Source organism: Vibrio sp. UCD-FRSSP16_30, assembly GCF_001676025.1.
In the GTDB taxonomy this organism is placed as follows: Bacteria; Pseudomonadota; Gammaproteobacteria; order Enterobacterales; family Vibrionaceae; genus Vibrio.
In genome coordinates, this window is record NZ_LZFW01000035.1 from 143,655 (window position 1) to 161,153 (window position 17,499).

The window sequence follows — 17,499 nt, forward strand, 5'->3', positions numbered from 1 at the left end:
ACATGAAAAATAAAACGAATGCACATATACTAGGCAAAAATCGCCAACTAATGATGTTTATCCATGATCGATACCCACGCACATATCTACGCCAGTGAATTTGACCAAGACCGAGAGCAAGTCGTAGCGCGAGCTCTGCAGCAAGGTATTCAGAAAATTTTACTGCCTAATATCGACCTTGATTCAATTCAACCTATGCTATCCACCGAGGCGCAATTTCCTGAGATCTGTCGCTCGATGATGGGCTTACATCCTTGTTATGTTAAGCAAGATTTTAAACAAGCTTTAGCTGAAGTTGAAAGCTGGTTTGATAAACATAACTTTATTGCTGTTGGCGAAATTGGCATTGACCTCTACTGGGATAAAACCTTTCGTCAAGAACAAGAGTATGCCTTTACAACCCAACTTAACTGGGCAAAAGAAAGAGAACTACCGGTCGTTATCCATACTCGTGATTCAATAGAAGATACTTTAAAAATACTCAGCAAAGAACAAGACGGCTCTTTGCGAGGGGTATTTCACTGCTTTGGTGGCAGTGTAGAAGAGGCTAAAGCCATTAATGACTTAGGCTTTCATCTAGGACTTGGCGGCGTTTCTACATTTAAAAATGGCGGTATGGATAAGATTATTCCACACCTAGATATGCAGCGGGTCATCCTTGAAACCGACTGTCCATATCTTGCGCCAGTACCGCACAGAGGAAAGCGTAACGAGCCCGCATACACGCAGTTAGTGGCGCAGCGAGTAGCCGACCTAAGACAACTCAGCCTACAAGAAGTCGATAGCATCACTACGCAAAATGCGACGACACTGTTTAATTTATAAGGCTTATATAGCACCTATAAAAAATCCCCTTAATAAAGGGGATTTTTTAGTATAACCATCAACTCAAAGCAATTAAGCCTCTTCGTTTTCAGCCTCATTCTCATCGTCTTTTTTGGTATAGAAGCGAGCAAAAAACAAACCCACTTCAAATAAAAGCAACATTGGAATGGCCAGTAGCGTCTGCGAGATAATATCTGGAGGCGTTAACATCATACCGATGACAAAAGCCCCAACCACCACAAATGGTCTTTTTCTTTTCAGCGTGGCGACGTCGGTTGCACCTGTCCAGCACAGCAAGATGATGGCAACAGGCACTTCAAAGGCAATACCGAAAGCTAAAAATAGCGCTAAGACAAAATCCAGATAACTGGAAATGTCAGTTGCGAACTCTACACCGCCCAATGAAATAGCAGTAAAGAAGCCAAAAACCAGCGGGAACACAACAAAATACGCAAATGCTACACCACAATAAAAAAGTAATGAGCTAGAGAACATCAAAGGCATGACTAAACGCTTTTCATGCTTATAAAGCCCCGGCGCAACAAACGCCCAAACCTGATGCAATACAAACGGAATGGCAATAAACACCGATGCAATTAACGTCAATTTAAGTGGCGTAAAAAACGGTGATGCAACGTCTGTTGCAATCATCGTTGCCCCTTCAGGTAAACGATCAATTAAAGGGGCTGAAACAAACTCATAGATATGACCAGAAAAATATATCAAACATAAAAATACAACCATCACGGCACTAATCGCGCGCAATAGACGAGTTCTTAGCTCAATTAAATGACTCATCAATGGCTGGTTGGAATCAACCGAAGACATAGAAACCTCTATAAAATAACAAAAGGGGCAACTTGGCCCCTATTGATTAATCTTGTGATTTGGGAGAAGACGCTGTGCTTGAATTCTCTGAGGGTTGTTTATAAGGTTGCTGAACACTCTTAGCAGCCTCTTTGAGCTCTTCCACAGATTCTCGTAATTCAGGTGACATATCTTTCATCCCCAAATTTTCCGCTTTTTTCAGGTTCTCCTGAAGCTCATGCACTTTTAGTTCATGCTCAAGTTCATCTTTGACGTTATTGGCCATAGATTTTGCAGAACTGATAAAGCGAACAACACTGCGGATAGCGACAGGGAGACGCTCAGGGCCCAATACAACTAATCCCAATACCGAGATTAATATAAGCTCCCAAAAACCTATATCGAACACAGATTAAACCTGCTCTTTATCTTTTTGCTTTTCAGCACTTTTCTCAGCAGCTTGTTTTTCTGAGATGTTTTTCTGCTCAAAGTCTGCATCTTTAGCTTCTTTTGAGTCCTTTGTTGCTACGTCATCTTCTGACATTGCTTTTTTAAAGCCTTTAACCGCAGAGCCGAGATCTCCACCCATGCCACGAAGTTTTTTGGTACCGAATAATAGAACTACGATCACTGCAATGATCAAAAGTTGCCAAATACTAATTCCACCCATTGTAATTACCCTTATCCTTTAGATAAATTATTTTTTGCGGTAAGTGAGCCAGCTGAAAACCCAAGCTAGCACCCCAAGTCCGCCAACCCCTGAAGAAATCAAAGGGTTATCGTTAACATAAAGTATGGACGAGCATACGATAAATGTAGCCCCTATTCCAAACATAAATTGGCCTGTAGCGTGTTGTCTTTTCGTTTGTCGATATCCCTCATATAAATGTTCGACTTTTATAGACAATTGCTTACCATGCTTTAGGTTGTCGTACAGTAACTCTGGCAATTCTGGCAATTTCTCAGCCCAAAATGGCGCACGTTCTTTGATTGAATTAATCATAGCCTGCGGACCAACTTGTTGACCCATCCATTTTTCTAAAAATGGCTTTGCGGTTTGCCATAAATCCAATTGCGGATACAACTGTCTTCCGAGCCCTTCGACATACAATAACGTCTTTTGCAGTAATACTAACTGAGGCTGAACTTCCATATTGTAACGACGAGCCGTATTAAACAAATTCAGCAATACATGCCCAAAAGAGATCTCACATAATGGCTTGGCAAAAATAGGCTCACACACCATGCGAATCGCAAACTCAAACTCTTGTACATTAGTGTCAGCGGGGACCCAACCTGAATCAACGTGTAGCTGTGCCACCTTGTAATAGTCTCGATTAAAAAAGGCTAACAGGTTTTCTGCTAAGTAACGCTTGTCATCAGCATTCAGTGTCCCAACAATGCCACAATCTAAACCAATCCATTGTGGATTTTCAGGATGAGAATACTGCACAAATACATTGCCAGGATGCATGTCGGCATGAAAAAAGCTGTCTCGGAATACCTGAGTGAAGAAAACCGTTACCCCTCGCTCCGCCAGCAACTTCATATTAGTGCCATTGCGTTTCAGGCCTTCGATGTCCGAAACTTGGATTCCGTAGATTCGCTCAGAAACCATCAGGTTCCGGCTACTTAGATCAGGGATAATCTCAGGAATATATAGCTCTTCACTTTCTGCGAAATTACGTCGCAGCTGCATTGCATTAGCCGCTTCTCGGCGTAAATCCAGTTCATCAAGTAGTGTTTTTTCGTATTCGGCCACTACTTCCACAGGTTTAAGCCTGCGAGCTTCTGGTACCATTTTGGTCAGTAGACGAGCCATGCGTAGCATGAGTTTTATGTCAGCATCGATAACAGGTCGAATATCGGGACGGATAATTTTTAGAACGACATCGCGCCCTGAATCTTTCAGTTTTGCGGTATGAACTTGGGCAATAGAAGCAGAAGCTAGACAGTTGATATCAAAATCATCAAACCACTTTTCTACCGGTCCACCCAAAGCAAGTTCAATGTGTTTTTTTGCCAATTGACCATCAAAGGAGTCAACCCGATCTTGTAGCAAAGCCAGTTGATCGGCGATATAGGGAGGAAAAAGGTCGCGACGAGTAGACATCATCTGACCAAACTTGATCCAGACAGGCCCAAGTTCTTGCAATGCCAAACGCATGCGCTGACCTAAGTCTTTATCTGGATGTTTGTTTTTGACCCAAAATAGTGCCTTGCGAGCTAGGCGAGGAAATTTAGCAAGATCGTGCTCAGGAATGAGTTCATCTAGCCCGTACTCAAGTTGAACTCGTGTAATGTGGTAAAGGCGCTTTAGCTCTGAGGGCGTCATTCCGTCTCCAATAAATGCGATAAACGCTGTTCAAGAGAGGTTAGCTGCAATTGCGCCTCTTCAACTTGATCACAAAAGTTGGCTACCGCTAACGGAGAAGGAGCCAGCGCCCACTCTTCGGTAATCGCATGTTTTAAATGGCGAGTATGCTTTTGTGCGTTGCTCTTTAAAAATGACAAGCTATGTTTCGCACCACTGACTAACGTATGAGCGGCAACATCACCTACCACCTTTGATAAAATCTCAGCAATATCTGGCTTGCTAAGCTGCATTAAGGTCGCAAATTGCTGTGCTACCTGCATATCTCCAGCAACCATGAGCTTATCTTGCTTAAACAACTCATTTATATTGGCTTGCTGCTGTAAGTCTCTCAATGCCGTTAAGCTTAAAGTTAACTCACAATCCGCTTTACCCTCAAATACAGCCAGTACATCGACTTGCTGGCTACATATAAAGATGAGGCTTTTATTCAGCTCTTTAAGATTTAAGCGAATAATTAAACCTTTCATTCGAGCCAATTGTTTTTGGCTCTCTGGCTGCTCTTTTATCAGCGCATTAAATGAAGTTTCAACGGCTGCGGTCACTAAGGCATCAATAGGCATTTCGACAATCCACTAAAATTTGTAACCGCGGTGTAAAGCAACAATGCCACCGGTGAGGTTGTAATAGTTAGTTTGCTCAAATCCAGCGTCTTGCATCATACCTTCTAATGTTTCTTGGTTTGGATGCATACGAATAGATTCTGCAAGATAGCGATAACTTTCCGCATCATTGGCAATTAAACCGCCCATTTTAGGCAAGATATGGAATGAATAGGTATCGTAAATTTTTGAAAGTGGCGAAAAAACAGGCTTTGAGAACTCAAGTATCAATAAACGGCCACCTGGCTTCAATACGCGATACATAGAGCGCAATGCTTTATCTTTATCCGTTACATTACGCAGACAAAAGCTGATAGTAATACAATCAAAATAATCATCAGGGAACGGCAGTTCTTCGGCATTGGCTTGTACATAATGTACATTTCCAACGACACCAACATTTCTTAGTTTATCGCGACCGACATTGAGCATTGAGTTATTGATATCTGCAAGAACAACGTGTCCTTTATCCCCAACAATACGAGAAAACTTAGCAGTAAGATCTCCGGTACCGCCTCCTAAATCTAATATACGTTGTCCTGGACGTGCGCCACTACAATCAATGGTGAAGCGTTTCCATAAGCGATGAATTCCACCAGACATTAAATCATTCATCAGGTCATATTTACTCGCAACCGAATGAAAAACCTCAGCGACCTTGGCGACCTTTTCATCTTTTGCGACAGTATCAAAGCCAAAGTGAGTAGTATTCTGCGAGGCTTGTTCTTGGGATTCTTTAACACTCATATCTATGTTCTTTCTCTGAATTCGTATTCCAAACGAAAGGGGCCGATAAATGTATTATTTAGGCCTCTCTTTCGGCTACGCTCACAAAAGGCATGCAAGCGAATAAAGCAGTTTACTTCATACGTTAGCGCTTGTCTTTGTTGATGTATATTCAATCTCACTCAGTTTATATAAGTGTGAATGGTACATTCAAAAAAACTCACCCCATAATGATTTTATGCGTCACAGAAATTGCCGATTGGCGCATAACTATAAAATCTATAGACTGAGCTCTCTTTGATATCGACTCGATAATTTGGAGCACCGAACAAGCTATGAATGAACGTAAAGCCCTTCTTTTGGGACTCAGCGCTGTATTACTGTGGTCAACAGTCGCAACCGCTTTTAAGCTAACATTAGCTGAATTTACGCCCATTCAAATGCTCACCTGTGCCAGTGTTGTTTCTGCAATCACATTGCTAGGCGTATGTATTGCCCAAAGAAAAACGCACATCATAGTCAAAACGTTTACCGCAAATCCTCTATATTATTTGTTGCTCGGCCTCATTAACCCGCTTGCCTATTATCTTATTCTGTTTAAGGCCTATGACCTGTTGCCCGCCTCGCAAGCGCAACCCATTAATTACAGCTGGGCGATAACCCTTACCTTGATGGCAGCGGTTTTTCTTGGGCAAAAGATACGAGCTCAAGACTGGGCTGCTTGCGCATTAGGTTATTTAGGTGTGGTCGTGATTGCCACTCAAGGCGATGTATTAGGATTGCAGTTTGAAAGTCGCTTAGGCGTCGCATTAGCACTATTATCCACCCTGCTATGGGCTGGATATTGGATCTTAAATACCAAGAATAAAGCTGACCCAGTGATTGCTGTTTTACTAGGTTTCTTAGTTGCCATCCCTTTAATTATCGCTCTGGCAGTCTGGGAGGGAGCAAGTTGGCAGATGAGCACAAAAGGTTGGCTAGCGGTAACTTATGTAGGGCTATTTGAGATGGGGATTACTTTTGTATTATGGCTAGGCGCTTTAAAAGCAACACAAAATACGGCAAGAATTAGTAACCTAATTTTTATCTCGCCCTTTATCTCCTTAATTCTACTTTCACAAATTGTTGGAGAAGAGATTCACGCTTCAACCTTAGTCGGTTTGATTTTGATTGTTGCTGGACTGCTCGTCCAGCAACTTAAACTAAAGAAGGCGTAATTATTTACGAGCCAATTTATGATGCGCTCTTGAGAAGTGTCCAGCGCAAAAAGCCCCCACAATCGAGAGTTCACCCGCAAGACACAATGCAGCCGCAACCTCGGCAAGTGCCTGAGACTTACCGTTGCCATGTAAGCCCATTAAATCCAAGCAAGCTTTCTGGCTAGGTAATCCCGTACCTCCGCCAACAGTACCAACCATCAAGTTAGGTAAGGTTACGCTGGCATAAAGATCGCCATTTCGATCTACTTCAAGTCGCGTCATACCCACTGCCGATTCGGCAACACACGCCGCATCCTGACCACAGGCAATATACAAAGCAGCTAATGCATTCGCGTAGTGAGCATTAATACCAATAGTGCCACTTAATGCGCCGCCCACAGTGGTAATTTGCGCAAACTGCATCATCTTTTGTGGTGTTGTATGTAGATATTTCTCAATGAGTTTAGCTGGGATATGTGCTTCGGCAGTCACTTTCTTGCCACGAACGCTACGCAGTGTTTGTGCGTTGGCTTTTTTATCACCAGACAAGTTACCATCAAGAAAAGCATGCTCTGGCTCTACAGGTGTGTGCTCCAAAATAAACTCAAGCACAGCATTGGTCGCAATCGTCACCATATTTTGACCAGACGCATCACCGGTCAAAAATTCAAACACGAGATAAACATGATTGCCTTCAATATTAACGCTGATATCAGTTAACTTACCGTGAGATGTGGTTTGCTCAGCAATCGTCTTAAAGGTGGCGTATTGATTAACAACCCATGCAACAAATTGGCCCGCTTCACTAAGATTAAAAAATGCAAATGCAGGAGTACGAGTCACCCCTTCATTTAGTAGCATCGCCGTCGCACCACCAGCAGCGGTTAACAGTTGTGAGCCTCGATTATAAGACGCAACCAAAGCCGCTTCGGTCGTTGCTAGTGGCACCAGAAAATCTTGTTTTGCAAACAAACCATTGACCCTTAAAGGTCCAGCCATACCCACGGGCATCTTAATCGTGCCAATAAAGTGCTCAATGTTCTTTGAATAATCAAGCATATGCTGCTGGGTGTGTGCATCTAAAAGGTGTTGTTTAGCATCCGTGTTATCTAAAGTATCCCAGCGACGCTGAACATTTTTTTCGGTCAGATAAGGGCTTTTAGTCAGCTTTACTTTGGGCTGCTCAAAGTGAGGTTGCAAAGCCTCATTACGAAATGATGAGTCAAGTTCAGAACTAATAGATGAAGTGTGGTCACGTCGGTGCAGATTTAATTTAGGCATATTTCTCACTTTGGAGTTATCACTAATTGCTAAGATTCCTTCCCTAGTGCAATTTTTTAATCATACAAATAGCATAATTGAGCAGAATACGAACATTCCTTACCAATTACAATGCAAACTGAATCCTACATCGTTATATAAACAATAATAAATCTATTCATCAATCAAATGTAACAAGCAATGTACAGTTTTTGTCAGTTATGGATATGCGCCTGCATTATTTCACTAAATAACAAATAGATAATCCTAAATAAACCACTTTATATGCTCAATGGGCATAAAAATGGAATGTAACATTGTCTGTTCTGCGTATTGATTGTTTTTTAAACGATGGCACACTACAGCCCGCACAGATATTGTGGTTTTAGGGGTTTTGTCATCATGTTATTTATGTATTCTTTAGTGGCGTTATCAGGTGTCAGTCTAGCAGTAGGCATTGTAAGAAAAAAACGCCCTAATGTCGCAGATGAAACCAATGAAGAAATCAGTCAATACCTTAAAGAAACCGGTTATTGGGCTGATGAATATCGAAAGGCGCAGTCGAGTTATCAAAGACTGCAAATTGAATTATCTCATTCTATTGCTAACTTTCATCGTTTAAGCCCCGCACAGCAACAAGCACATAGTGCAGCACTTAACGAATTAACAGCACACGTTGAGCAAAGAAAACAGAGAATGCAAAGAGCACAGCAGCGCTATCAAGAGTTAGCCTACTAGTACGACACAAACATACTGTTCGTGCCGACCATTGTGGTTATTACACGCTCTGCCCTGCAACGTAACCAGAACTCCAGCACCAACAAAAATTAAAGCCCCCTAACCAGCCAGTAACATCCATCACTTCGCCAATAAAGTACAAGCCAGGAATGGTTTTACATTCCATTGTTTTTGATGATAGATGATCGGTATTCACACCACCTAATGTCACTTCTGCTGTTCGATAACCTTCTGTACCATTGGGTACAATTTGCCATCCTTCCAGTGTTGCGACGATATGATCATATTCTTTATGATCTAGCTGTTTTAAAGGTTTATCTACCAATAATTTACGCTCAATCATCACTTCGATTAAGCGCTTAGGTAGCACTTTAGATAAAGTATTTTTTAATGATTGATTTGGGTGATTCTCACGATTTTGTACTAACAATTCAGAGACATCTGCTTCTGGTACAAGATTTACAGTTACCTTTTGACCTGCTTGCCAATAAGATGAAATTTGCAGCACAGCAGGGCCTGATAAACCTCGATGCGTGAACAATAATGCCTCTTTAAATACCGTCCCGTCTTCGGCAGTAAGTTCTGCCGGCACAGCAATACCCGACAATTCGCTAAAATCGATCTTATCTTGCTTATGCAGGGTAAATGGAACTAAGCCTGCTGTTGTTGGCACAACATCCAAACCAAACTGTTCTGCAATTTGATAACCAAACGGAGTTGCACCTAGCTTAGGCATTGATAGCCCGCCCGTTGCCACCACTAAAGAGTCACAGCTTATAGCCTTGCCATTTGCTAACAATGTGAAGCCACTGTCGGTTTTCTCGATATTGCTAACCGCAACTTGATACTGAAATTGCACCCAGTCAGGGTTACATTCATCGATCAACATTTTGACGATTTGCTTGGCTGAATCTTGACAAAATAATTGCCCATGATCGCGCTCTTCGAACTCGATACCATGCTTGCTGACTAAGGAGATAAAGTCCCAATTGGTATATTGTGACAATGCGGATTTTACAAAATGTGGGTTATTACAGATAAAGTTAGCAGGGGATACATCGTAATTACTAAAGTTACAACGACCACCGCCAGAGATAAGAATTTTCCGACCTGGCTTTTTGGCATGATCAACCACCAGCACTCGTTTGTGTCGTTCTCCAGCTTGCGCCGCACACATCAAACCCGCTGCACCAGCACCAATAATCACGACATCAAAGTGTTCACTCATTCTTTATATCTCAAACTATTAAAACAACAAAGGGCATGCGAACACTCGCATACCCTTCTAAAGAAATACATTTTACCCAGATGCAGGGGAAACTTTCAAACTAGATTTATTTTTATACGCTAAAAGCGGCTAGTAAAGTAACGCCTAACAGGACACAGCTCAATATAAATAGTTCTCGCACTTTGTCGCATTTATCAACAAATATTGGGTCATGATGCTGGGAGTATTCTTTAATTCTCAAATAATGGAATAGTCTAAACTGCTTTACGACATTACCTTGAGTAGTAAAAAAACCTCGTCCATCTACCTGTTGATAGAGCAATGGATGTGCCTCACGCATAACAAAAATAAGAGCTCTTAATGTACTGATATACCGCATAAAATTAACGGCAGTCACCGTCATAAGCGCAAAAATAATCAAATCTCCACTGATCATCTTTATTCCTCCCTACTTCCTCTAGAAAGTGGCAAGACAACCAGTGTAAATTAGTTGTTTAAACGAATAAGGGTAACCTTACTCGGGTGCCACATCCATTATTGAAGATGAACCTTCTTTAGCCATTGTTGCTAGGTCTTTATCGATAAAAAACAGCGCTTGTCCGTTTTCACCAACTAACTCTAACTTGTCTAAAATCCCTTTAAACAATTTCTCTTCTTCGTGCTGCTCTGCCACATACCACTGTAAGAAATTGAACGTTGAGTAGTCCTGAGATGTAAAGGCAACATGAGCAAGTTTGTTGATCTTTTCAGTGATCATGCACTCATGCTCATAGGTTTCACGAAAAACTTCGCCTAAGCTGGCAAACTGATATTTTGGCGCTTCTATTGCCCCTAGAATTGGTAATGCTCCTGTCTCACTCACATAGGTGAATAAACGCTGCATATGTTCCATTTCTTCAGTGGCATGTTTGCGCATAAATTCTGCTGCACCTTCAAAACCTTTGTCTTCACACCAAGCACTCATCTGTAAGTATAGATTGGATGAAAAAAATTCTAGGTTTATTTGTGCGTTTAAATTATCAACCATCTGTTGTGACAGCATAAGACATTCCTCTTCTTTATGGTCTAGTATCGTTAAGTTCAATATACAACTTGATTCTGTGCACTAAATTAACAGATTTTGCTCCAAATCAAAATTGTCTTTGTTTTGTTCATCTATTACTTAAACCTAAGATAACTTAGACAGAAAAGGGCGCACTCCCTGCTAAAATATAATAAGTCGTACTCTATTTATATTCTTAACAAGGAGTCATCATGAGCTATAACAATATTGTCGTTACCCTTGATTTAGGGGACAAAAGTGAATACTTAGCAAACCGAGCAGCTGATCTTGCTAAAGCTCTTGGTGCTAAACTGTCATTTATTCATATCGATGTAAATTATACAGAAATTTATACTGGGCTTATCGAAGTGAACCTAGTGGATAGTGAAGCTGCAGTCGTTAAAGCCTCAACTAAAATGCTACAAGAATTAAGCAACAAAATTGATTACCCAGTGAGTAATATACTGTTAGGTCGCGGGGATCTGGTTGAAGAGTTAGCTGATGCGATTCATGAAAGAAAGTTTGATCTTGTTGTTTCAGGACATCATCATGATTTCTGGGGCAAGCTACTTTCTAATACGCGTCACATGATTCACGATATGCCTGTTGATCTTCTGATTGTGCCACTTCACGACGACCAATAACAACGGTTAGAAAAACAGCTAGAGGCTACAAAAATCAAGTAATGTAACCTCTGCTGTTTCCAGACATTTCTATCGTTATTTCATGGATGAAATGACATACACGTCAAATCTATTTTTCTTAGTTTCTATCGCCATGCTCGGCTTTATTTGATCCAACCAATCCGCATAGTCCGGCCTTTTAACCACCACTCGCTTACTCGCAAGTTGCAATGCAGGTGCTAATAAACCATCAGCATCGTGATCAGCGCCGACTAAAGTTTGAAAAACTCGCATCTCTTTTTTTACCAATGCGCTTTTCTTTTTATTTTCTGGGTGCGGGTACATAGGATCAAGATAGATAACATCTGGGCAGTGAAACTCATCATCGGCAGCAAGTTGTGATAATGCATCCAAGCTTGAAGCATGCAGCAAAGACATTCGCTCAGTTACCCAACCACCAATTTCTGGGTCTTGCTTGGCTCTAGCAAGTCCATCATCAAGTAAAGCGGCAACGACAGGGTTACGCTCTATCATCTGCACTTTGCAGCCTAGAGATGCCAATACAAACGCATCTCGGCCAAGCCCTGCGGTTGCATCAAGCACACTCGGTAGCGCCCCTTTATTCAATCCCGCAGCTTTGGCAATCGCTTGGCCTTTTCCGCCACCAAATTTACGACGATGCGCTACCGCTCCAGAAGCAAAATCAACACATATTGAACCTAACTTGGGTTCATCAAGTTTGATTAGCTCTAGACGATCGCCTAGTCGCAGTGCAAACTGGCTATCGGGATCATGTTGTAACCCCCAACGCTGAGCAAGAACTTGAATGTGTGATTGTTTGTCTTCGGACTGTGCTAGAAGTTGAATCTGCAACGTCATCTCTCTAAAGTTTATGGGTCTACAGACCTTTTAAGATATTTCATAGTTTACCGCATTCTTCTTATCTCTGTCTCTTAAGGAACATCAATGAACAACAACCCCATGCTAGACCAGCTAGATAAAGATATTCTCAAAACGCTCATGGAAGATGCTCGCACCCCTTATGCAGAGATGGGCAAACGATTTAATGTAAGCCCTGCAACGATTCATGTCCGTATAGAGAAAATGAAAGCGGCTAACGTGATTGAAGGGACTGAAGTTATCGTTAATACCAAGAAGCTAGGCTACGACGTATGCTGCTTTATTGGGATTAACCTTAATGCAGCCAAAGATTATCACTCGGCATTAGAAAAGCTCAATGCACTTGATGAAGTGGTTGAAGCCTATTACACCACCGGCGCTTACAGTATTTTTGTCAAATTAATGTGCCGCTCTATAGAAGAATTACAGCATGTGCTCATCAACAAACTGCAAGCGATTGATGAAGTGCAATCAACCGAAACGCTAATTTCGCTACAAAATCCAATTAACCGCAATGTGAATCCATAAAAAAAGCCACCTCATTTGAGGTGGCTTACATATCTAGGGCGAACGCATGAGTGAACAGTTTTCGACCAATCATGCGCATCATCTCCACAAGACGCCGTGAAATCATCCTTGATGGCTTCATTGTGGCATCCATGCCACAAATCCATGCAACAAAAACTGGTTCCTATAATCCACATGATTTTGTTCAAATAATGTTCGTGATCTCACCCTGCTTACATATCTATATAAGTACGAGCAATTAAGCCTCGATACCTGCGTGTCGTAGTAGCGCATCAATTTGAGGCTCACGACCACGGAAACGTTTGAACAACGTCATTGGCTCTTCACTGCCACCCATTTCTAGGATGTTGTTTAAGAAGCTTTGTCCCGTTTCTTTATTGAAGATACCTTCTTCTTCAAAACGAGAAAATGCATCAGAAGACAACACTTCTGCCCATAAGTAGCTGTAGTAACCCGCGCTATATCCACCCGCAAAAATATGACTAAATGCATGTGGGAAACGGTTCCATTCTACGCTAGGCCATACTGACACTTTTTCTTTTACTTGAGCTAAAGTCTCTAATACTTGAGCGCCGACTTGAGGGTCATACTCGGTATGCAAAGTAAAATCAAATAAGCCCAGTTCAATTTGACGCAAGATGAACATTGCTGATTGGAAGTTCTTCGACGCTAGCATTTTATCTAGCATTGCTTTAGGAAGTGGTTCACCCGTTTCGTAGTGACCAGAAATAAAGGCAAGTGCCTCCTCTTCCCAGCACCAGTTCTCTAGGAACTGACTTGGCAATTCAACCGCATCCCAAGGAACACCATTGATACCAGAAACAGCCGATACATCAACTTGAGTCAGCATATGGTGAATACCATGTCCACACTCATGGAATAATGTCACGACTTCATTGTGAGTAAACAGTGCAGGTTTATCACCTACTGGCTTGTTGAAGTTACAAGTTAGGTAAGCAACCGGAGTTTCAAGCTCGCCAGATTGAGCGATGCGACGAACACGACACTCATCCATCCAGGCGCCGCCACGCTTATGTTCACGAGCGTATAGGTCTAGATAAAAGCTGCCTCGAAGCTCACCGTCTTTAGTAAAGATATCGAAGAAGCGTACAGAGTCATGCCAAACTTCCACACCTTGACGCTCTTTTACTTCCATTCCAAAAACGCGACTCAGCACTTCAAATAGGCCAGAGACTACTTTTTGTTCAGGGAAGTAAGGACGTAGGTCTTCATCAGAGATGCTAAACAAGCTGTGTTTTTGTTTTTCACTGTAGTAGCTAATGTCCCACAGATTTAATTCAGAAACACCGAACTCTTTCTCAGCAAATTGACGTAATTCTTCAGCTTCACGCTCACCTTGAGGTTTTGCTTTAACTGCTAAATCATTTAGGAAGCCAAGTACTTGCTCTGGTGACTCCGCCATCTTAGTTGCAAGTGAGCGCTCACTATACATAGAGAAACCTAGCATACGTGCAATTTCATGACGTAGTTTAAGCTCTTCTGCAATAATTTCTGTGTTATCCCACTCTCCTGCATTCGGACCACGATCAGATGCACGAGTGTTGTATGCTTCGTACATTTCTTGACGTAATGCTTGGTTATCACAGTAAGTAATTACTGGCAGATAAGAAGGGATATCTAACGTCAACAAGTAGCCATCAAGCTCTTTTGCTTGCGCTGCCGCTTTAGCCGCTTCTAGAGCTGACTCAGGCATACCAGACAGATCGGCTACATCAGCAATGTGCTTGCTCCAACCCATAGTGGCATCAAGTACATTATTAGAGAACTTAGAAGCAAGCTCAGATAAACGCTTGCTGATCTCACCATAACGGCTCTGCTGTTCAGCAGGTAGACCAATACCTGACAATTCAAAATCACGTAGTGCGTCTTTAATTGTTTTCTGTTGAGCTTGGCTTAGTTGCTCAAAGCTCGAATCAGAACGAATCGATTTATATGCCTCATAAAGACCTTTATGTTGGCCTAGCCAAGTACCAAATTCAGATAAAATTGGTAAGCAGCTTTCGTAAGCTTCACGAAGCTCTTCACTGTTTGCTACAGCATTTAAATGTCCGACTGGCGACCATATACGCGAAAGTACAACGTCAGTCTCATCAAGAGGTAAGCACAGATTGTCCCATGTCGGTTGAGTATTATTTTCTAATACTTGTTCAACCTTGTTACGGCAATCAGCAATAGCTTTTTCAACAGCTGGCTTAATATGCTCAGGCTTAATTTGTGCAAAACTTGGTAGATCCGTAACATTGAGAAGCGGATTAGACATAATGATCCTCTGTATATTTTCGTCTTATGAGAGTTTAGATGGTGACGACTTATGCAAAATTCAATAGTCGAGTATAATGTTGATTGATCCCGTCACACACTCACTTGGGGAATTACCTTGCTCAGTTATCGTCACAGCTTTCATGCTGGAAACCATGCAGATGTACTAAAACACATTGTACAAAGCCTTATTCTTGATGCGTTAAAGCAAAAAGAGACACCATTTGTCTATCACGATACTCACTCAGGTGTCGGTCGTTACGACTTGACCCATGAGTGGTCAGAAAAAACGGGCGAATACAAACAAGGTATAGCCAAACTTTGGCAACAAAGCGACTTACCAGAAGCAATCTCCAGCTATCTTGAGTCTATTCGTGTACTTAACGATGGCGACGAGCTTAGATACTACCCTGGCTCACCTCGTGTTGCTCGAGCGCAAATTCGTCGTGGCGACCGAATGGTTCTAACGGAATTACACCCAAGTGATTTTCCATTGTTGGAACAAGAATTTCACCGCGATCGCCAAGTTAAGATATTCAAAGAAGATGGTTTTTCTCGCTTAAAAGGCAGTTTGCCACCAAAAGAACGCCGTGGATTAGTGCTCATAGATCCGCCTTATGAGCTAGCAAAAGAATATCGCGATGTCGTACAAGCTATCGCGCAAAGTTATAAGCGTTGGGCAACAGGAGTCTATGCAATCTGGTATCCTGTGGTTAATCGCTACGATATCGAAGATATGCTAGAAGGCCTGCAAGGTTTAGGCATTCGTAAGATTCTACAAATAGAGCTTGGCGTATCTCCTGATACCAACGAACGTGGTATGACAGCCTCTGGCATGATTGTCATTAATCCACCATGGAAATTAGAAAGCCAAATGCAAGAAATCTTGCCTGCGCTAAAACAAGCGATAGCACCCGCAACGGGACATTTTAAGGTTGAATGGGTTGTACCTGAATAAATTCACCCAATATAACAATAAAGACAACAACGACTTTGGAGAACTCAATGGCAACGCATTTTGACTATATCTGTATTGGTGGTGGTAGTGGTGGCATCGCTTCGGCTAACCGTGCATCAATGTATGGGGCTAAAGTTGCTCTAATCGAAGCAAAAGACTTAGGCGGCACTTGTGTCAACGTAGGTTGTGTACCTAAAAAAGTGATGTGGCATGGGGCGCAAATTGCCGAAGCTATCAATCTTTATGCTGAAGATTATGGCTTTGATGTTGATCTAAAGAGCTTTAAATGGTCAAAACTTATCGAAAGCCGTCAAGCCTACATTGGACGTATTCACCAATCATACGACCGCGTTCTAGGTAACAACAAAGTTAATGTTATCAAAGGCTTTGCTAAGTTTGTTGATGCGAAAACCGTTGAAGTTGATGGTGAGCTATATACCGCTGATCATATTTTAATTGCTGTAGGCGGTCGCCCTACTATTCCTAATATTCCAGGTTCTGAATACGGCATTGATTCAAATGGCTTCTTTGAACTAAACGAACAACCTAAGCGTGTTGCTGTAGTTGGCGCAGGCTATATCGCTGTCGAAATCGCTGGCGTACTAAGCGCACTCGGCACCAAAACTGACTTATTTGTACGTAAAGAGTCTCCTTTGCGTAGCTTTGACCCAATGATCATCGATACCCTTACCGAGGTTATGGAAGCAGAAGGGCCAACTCTACATACTCACTCTGTACCAAAAGAAGTGGTAAAAGAAGCTGACGGTAGCCTAACTCTGCACCTAGAAAACGGCAGCAGCCACAACGTTGATCAGCTAATTTGGGCCATTGGTCGCCACCCAGCAACCGATACCATTAACCTAAGCAATACTGGCGTTGAAACCAATCAACGTGGCTACATTAAAGTTAATGAATACCAAGAAACCAATGTTAGTGGTGTCTACTGTGTTGGTGACATCATGGAAGGTGGCGTTGAGCTAACACCTGTTGCAGTAAAAGCGGGTCGTCAGCTATCTGAGCGTTTGTTCAACAACAAACCAGATGCAAAAATGGACTACAGCCTAATCCCAACCGTGGTATTTAGTCACCCACCAATTGGCACCATTGGTCTAACAGAGCAACAAGCTATCGACCAATACGGCGAAGGCAATGTGAAAGTTTACACCTCTGGCTTTACCGCAATGTACTCAGCGGTAACCAAGCACCGTCAGCCATGTAAAATGAAGCTGGTTTGTGCTGGTGATAACGAGCAAGTTGTCGGCCTACACGGCATCGGCTTCACCGTTGACGAAATGATCCAAGGCTTTGCAGTCGCAATGAAAATGGGCGCAACTAAAGCAGACTTTGACTCAGTAGTCGCAATACACCCTACGGGTTCTGAGGAATTTGTCACCATGCGTTGATCGCAT

19 protein-coding genes are annotated in these 17,499 nt (G+C 42.2%); 7 read left to right on the forward strand and 12 right to left on the reverse strand.

Features of this window, described 5'->3' with window-relative positions:
* Positions 1 to 63: 63 nt before the first annotated feature.
* The gene (locus A9260_RS12195) at positions 64 to 825 is read left to right on the forward strand and encodes a TatD family hydrolase (protein WP_068699356.1); all 762 of its coding nucleotides are present in this window, start codon (positions 64 to 66) and stop codon (positions 823 to 825) included.
* A gap of 72 nt (positions 826 to 897) precedes the next feature.
* Here A9260_RS12195 and tatC read toward each other — a convergent pair whose 3' ends face one another.
* The 6 genes from tatC to ubiE are packed head-to-tail and all read right to left on the reverse strand — an operon-like array spanning position 898 to position 5,355.
* Positions 898 to 1,653: a twin-arginine translocase subunit TatC gene (tatC, locus tag A9260_RS12200; protein WP_068699358.1), complete on the reverse strand. Its 756-nt coding sequence runs from the start codon at positions 1,651 to 1,653 to the stop codon at positions 898 to 900.
* Positions 1,654 to 1,699: 46 nt separating this feature from the next.
* On the reverse strand, positions 1,700 to 2,041 hold the full coding sequence (gene tatB / locus A9260_RS12205) for a Sec-independent protein translocase protein TatB (protein WP_068699360.1): 342 nt from the start codon (positions 2,039 to 2,041) through the stop codon (positions 1,700 to 1,702).
* A gap of 3 nt (positions 2,042 to 2,044) precedes the next feature.
* Positions 2,045 to 2,302 carry a Sec-independent protein translocase subunit TatA gene (gene tatA, locus A9260_RS12210; RefSeq protein WP_068699361.1) on the reverse strand — a complete coding sequence of 86 codons (258 nt, stop codon included), beginning with the start codon at positions 2,300 to 2,302 and terminating at the stop codon, positions 2,045 to 2,047.
* 27 nt (positions 2,303 to 2,329) lie between these two features.
* Complete coding sequence (gene ubiB, locus A9260_RS12215; RefSeq protein ID WP_068699362.1) at positions 2,330 to 3,967, reverse strand: ubiquinone biosynthesis regulatory protein kinase UbiB; 1,638 nt, start codon at positions 3,965 to 3,967, stop codon at positions 2,330 to 2,332.
* Positions 3,964 to 4,569, reverse strand: coding sequence for a ubiquinone biosynthesis accessory factor UbiJ (locus A9260_RS12220; RefSeq protein WP_068699363.1), 606 nt, complete (start codon positions 4,567 to 4,569; stop codon positions 3,964 to 3,966). Before A9260_RS12220 ends, ubiB begins: the two co-directional genes overlap by 4 nt.
* 12 nt (positions 4,570 to 4,581) lie before the next feature.
* Entirely contained in the window at positions 4,582 to 5,355 is a 774-nt protein-coding gene (gene ubiE / locus A9260_RS12225) for a bifunctional demethylmenaquinone methyltransferase/2-methoxy-6-polyprenyl-1,4-benzoquinol methylase UbiE (protein WP_068699364.1), read from the reverse strand.
* A 314-nt stretch (positions 5,356 to 5,669) separates the two neighbouring features.
* Here ubiE and A9260_RS12230 point away from each other — a divergent pair, with 314 nt between their 5' ends.
* Positions 5,670 to 6,551, forward strand: coding sequence for a DMT family transporter (locus tag A9260_RS12230; protein ID WP_068699365.1), 882 nt, complete (start codon positions 5,670 to 5,672; stop codon positions 6,549 to 6,551).
* On the opposite strand, the gene A9260_RS12235 is transcribed toward A9260_RS12230, so the two are convergent.
* Positions 6,552 to 7,814: a hydroxymethylglutaryl-CoA reductase gene (locus A9260_RS12235; RefSeq protein ID WP_068699366.1), complete on the reverse strand. Its 1,263-nt coding sequence runs from the start codon at positions 7,812 to 7,814 to the stop codon at positions 6,552 to 6,554. It abuts the gene before it with no gap.
* A 381-nt stretch (positions 7,815 to 8,195) separates the two neighbouring features.
* On the opposite strand from A9260_RS12235, the gene A9260_RS12240 reads away from it, so the two are divergent.
* On the forward strand, positions 8,196 to 8,531 hold the full coding sequence (locus A9260_RS12240; RefSeq protein ID WP_068699367.1) for a hypothetical protein: 336 nt from the start codon (positions 8,196 to 8,198) through the stop codon (positions 8,529 to 8,531).
* Positions 8,532 to 8,571: 40 nt separating this feature from the next.
* Here the strand turns inward: A9260_RS12240 and A9260_RS12245 are convergent, their stop codons facing one another.
* The 3 genes from A9260_RS12245 to ftnA all read right to left on the reverse strand — a co-directional run bounded on the left by A9260_RS12245 (position 8,572) and on the right by ftnA (position 10,801).
* A complete protein-coding gene (locus A9260_RS12245) occupies positions 8,572 to 9,759 on the reverse strand; it encodes an NAD(P)/FAD-dependent oxidoreductase (protein WP_068699369.1) in 1,188 nt (395 codons plus the stop codon).
* A 112-nt stretch (positions 9,760 to 9,871) separates the two neighbouring features.
* The gene (gene uspB / locus A9260_RS12250; RefSeq protein ID WP_068699371.1) at positions 9,872 to 10,195 is read right to left on the reverse strand and encodes a universal stress protein UspB; all 324 of its coding nucleotides are present in this window, start codon (positions 10,193 to 10,195) and stop codon (positions 9,872 to 9,874) included.
* Between the two features lie 78 nt (positions 10,196 to 10,273).
* Positions 10,274 to 10,801: a non-heme ferritin gene (ftnA, locus tag A9260_RS12255; protein WP_068699373.1), complete on the reverse strand. Its 528-nt coding sequence runs from the start codon at positions 10,799 to 10,801 to the stop codon at positions 10,274 to 10,276.
* Between the two features lie 212 nt (positions 10,802 to 11,013).
* Between ftnA and A9260_RS12260 the strand changes: the two genes are divergently transcribed.
* Positions 11,014 to 11,445: a universal stress protein gene (locus A9260_RS12260; RefSeq protein ID WP_068699376.1), complete on the forward strand. Its 432-nt coding sequence runs from the start codon at positions 11,014 to 11,016 to the stop codon at positions 11,443 to 11,445.
* 75 nt (positions 11,446 to 11,520) lie between these two features.
* On the opposite strand, the gene A9260_RS12265 is transcribed toward A9260_RS12260, so the two are convergent.
* Positions 11,521 to 12,297 carry a class I SAM-dependent methyltransferase gene (locus A9260_RS12265; RefSeq protein ID WP_068699461.1) on the reverse strand — a complete coding sequence of 259 codons (777 nt, stop codon included), beginning with the start codon at positions 12,295 to 12,297 and terminating at the stop codon, positions 11,521 to 11,523.
* A gap of 93 nt (positions 12,298 to 12,390) precedes the next feature.
* Between A9260_RS12265 and asnC the strand changes: the two genes are divergently transcribed.
* Positions 12,391 to 12,852: a transcriptional regulator AsnC gene (asnC, locus tag A9260_RS12270; RefSeq protein WP_068699377.1), complete on the forward strand. Its 462-nt coding sequence runs from the start codon at positions 12,391 to 12,393 to the stop codon at positions 12,850 to 12,852.
* 238 nt (positions 12,853 to 13,090) lie between these two features.
* On the opposite strand, the gene prlC is transcribed toward asnC, so the two are convergent.
* A complete protein-coding gene (prlC, locus tag A9260_RS12275) occupies positions 13,091 to 15,133 on the reverse strand; it encodes an oligopeptidase A (RefSeq protein WP_068699379.1) in 2,043 nt (680 codons plus the stop codon).
* 117 nt (positions 15,134 to 15,250) lie between these two features.
* On the opposite strand from prlC, the gene A9260_RS12280 reads away from it, so the two are divergent.
* Both A9260_RS12280 and gorA read left to right on the forward strand, forming a co-directional pair.
* Entirely contained in the window at positions 15,251 to 16,090 is an 840-nt protein-coding gene (locus tag A9260_RS12280; protein WP_068699381.1) for a 23S rRNA (adenine(2030)-N(6))-methyltransferase RlmJ, read from the forward strand.
* Between the two features lie 47 nt (positions 16,091 to 16,137).
* The gene (gene gorA / locus A9260_RS12285) at positions 16,138 to 17,493 is read left to right on the forward strand and encodes a glutathione-disulfide reductase (RefSeq protein WP_068699383.1); all 1,356 of its coding nucleotides are present in this window, start codon (positions 16,138 to 16,140) and stop codon (positions 17,491 to 17,493) included.
* Positions 17,494 to 17,499 lie beyond the last annotated feature (6 nt).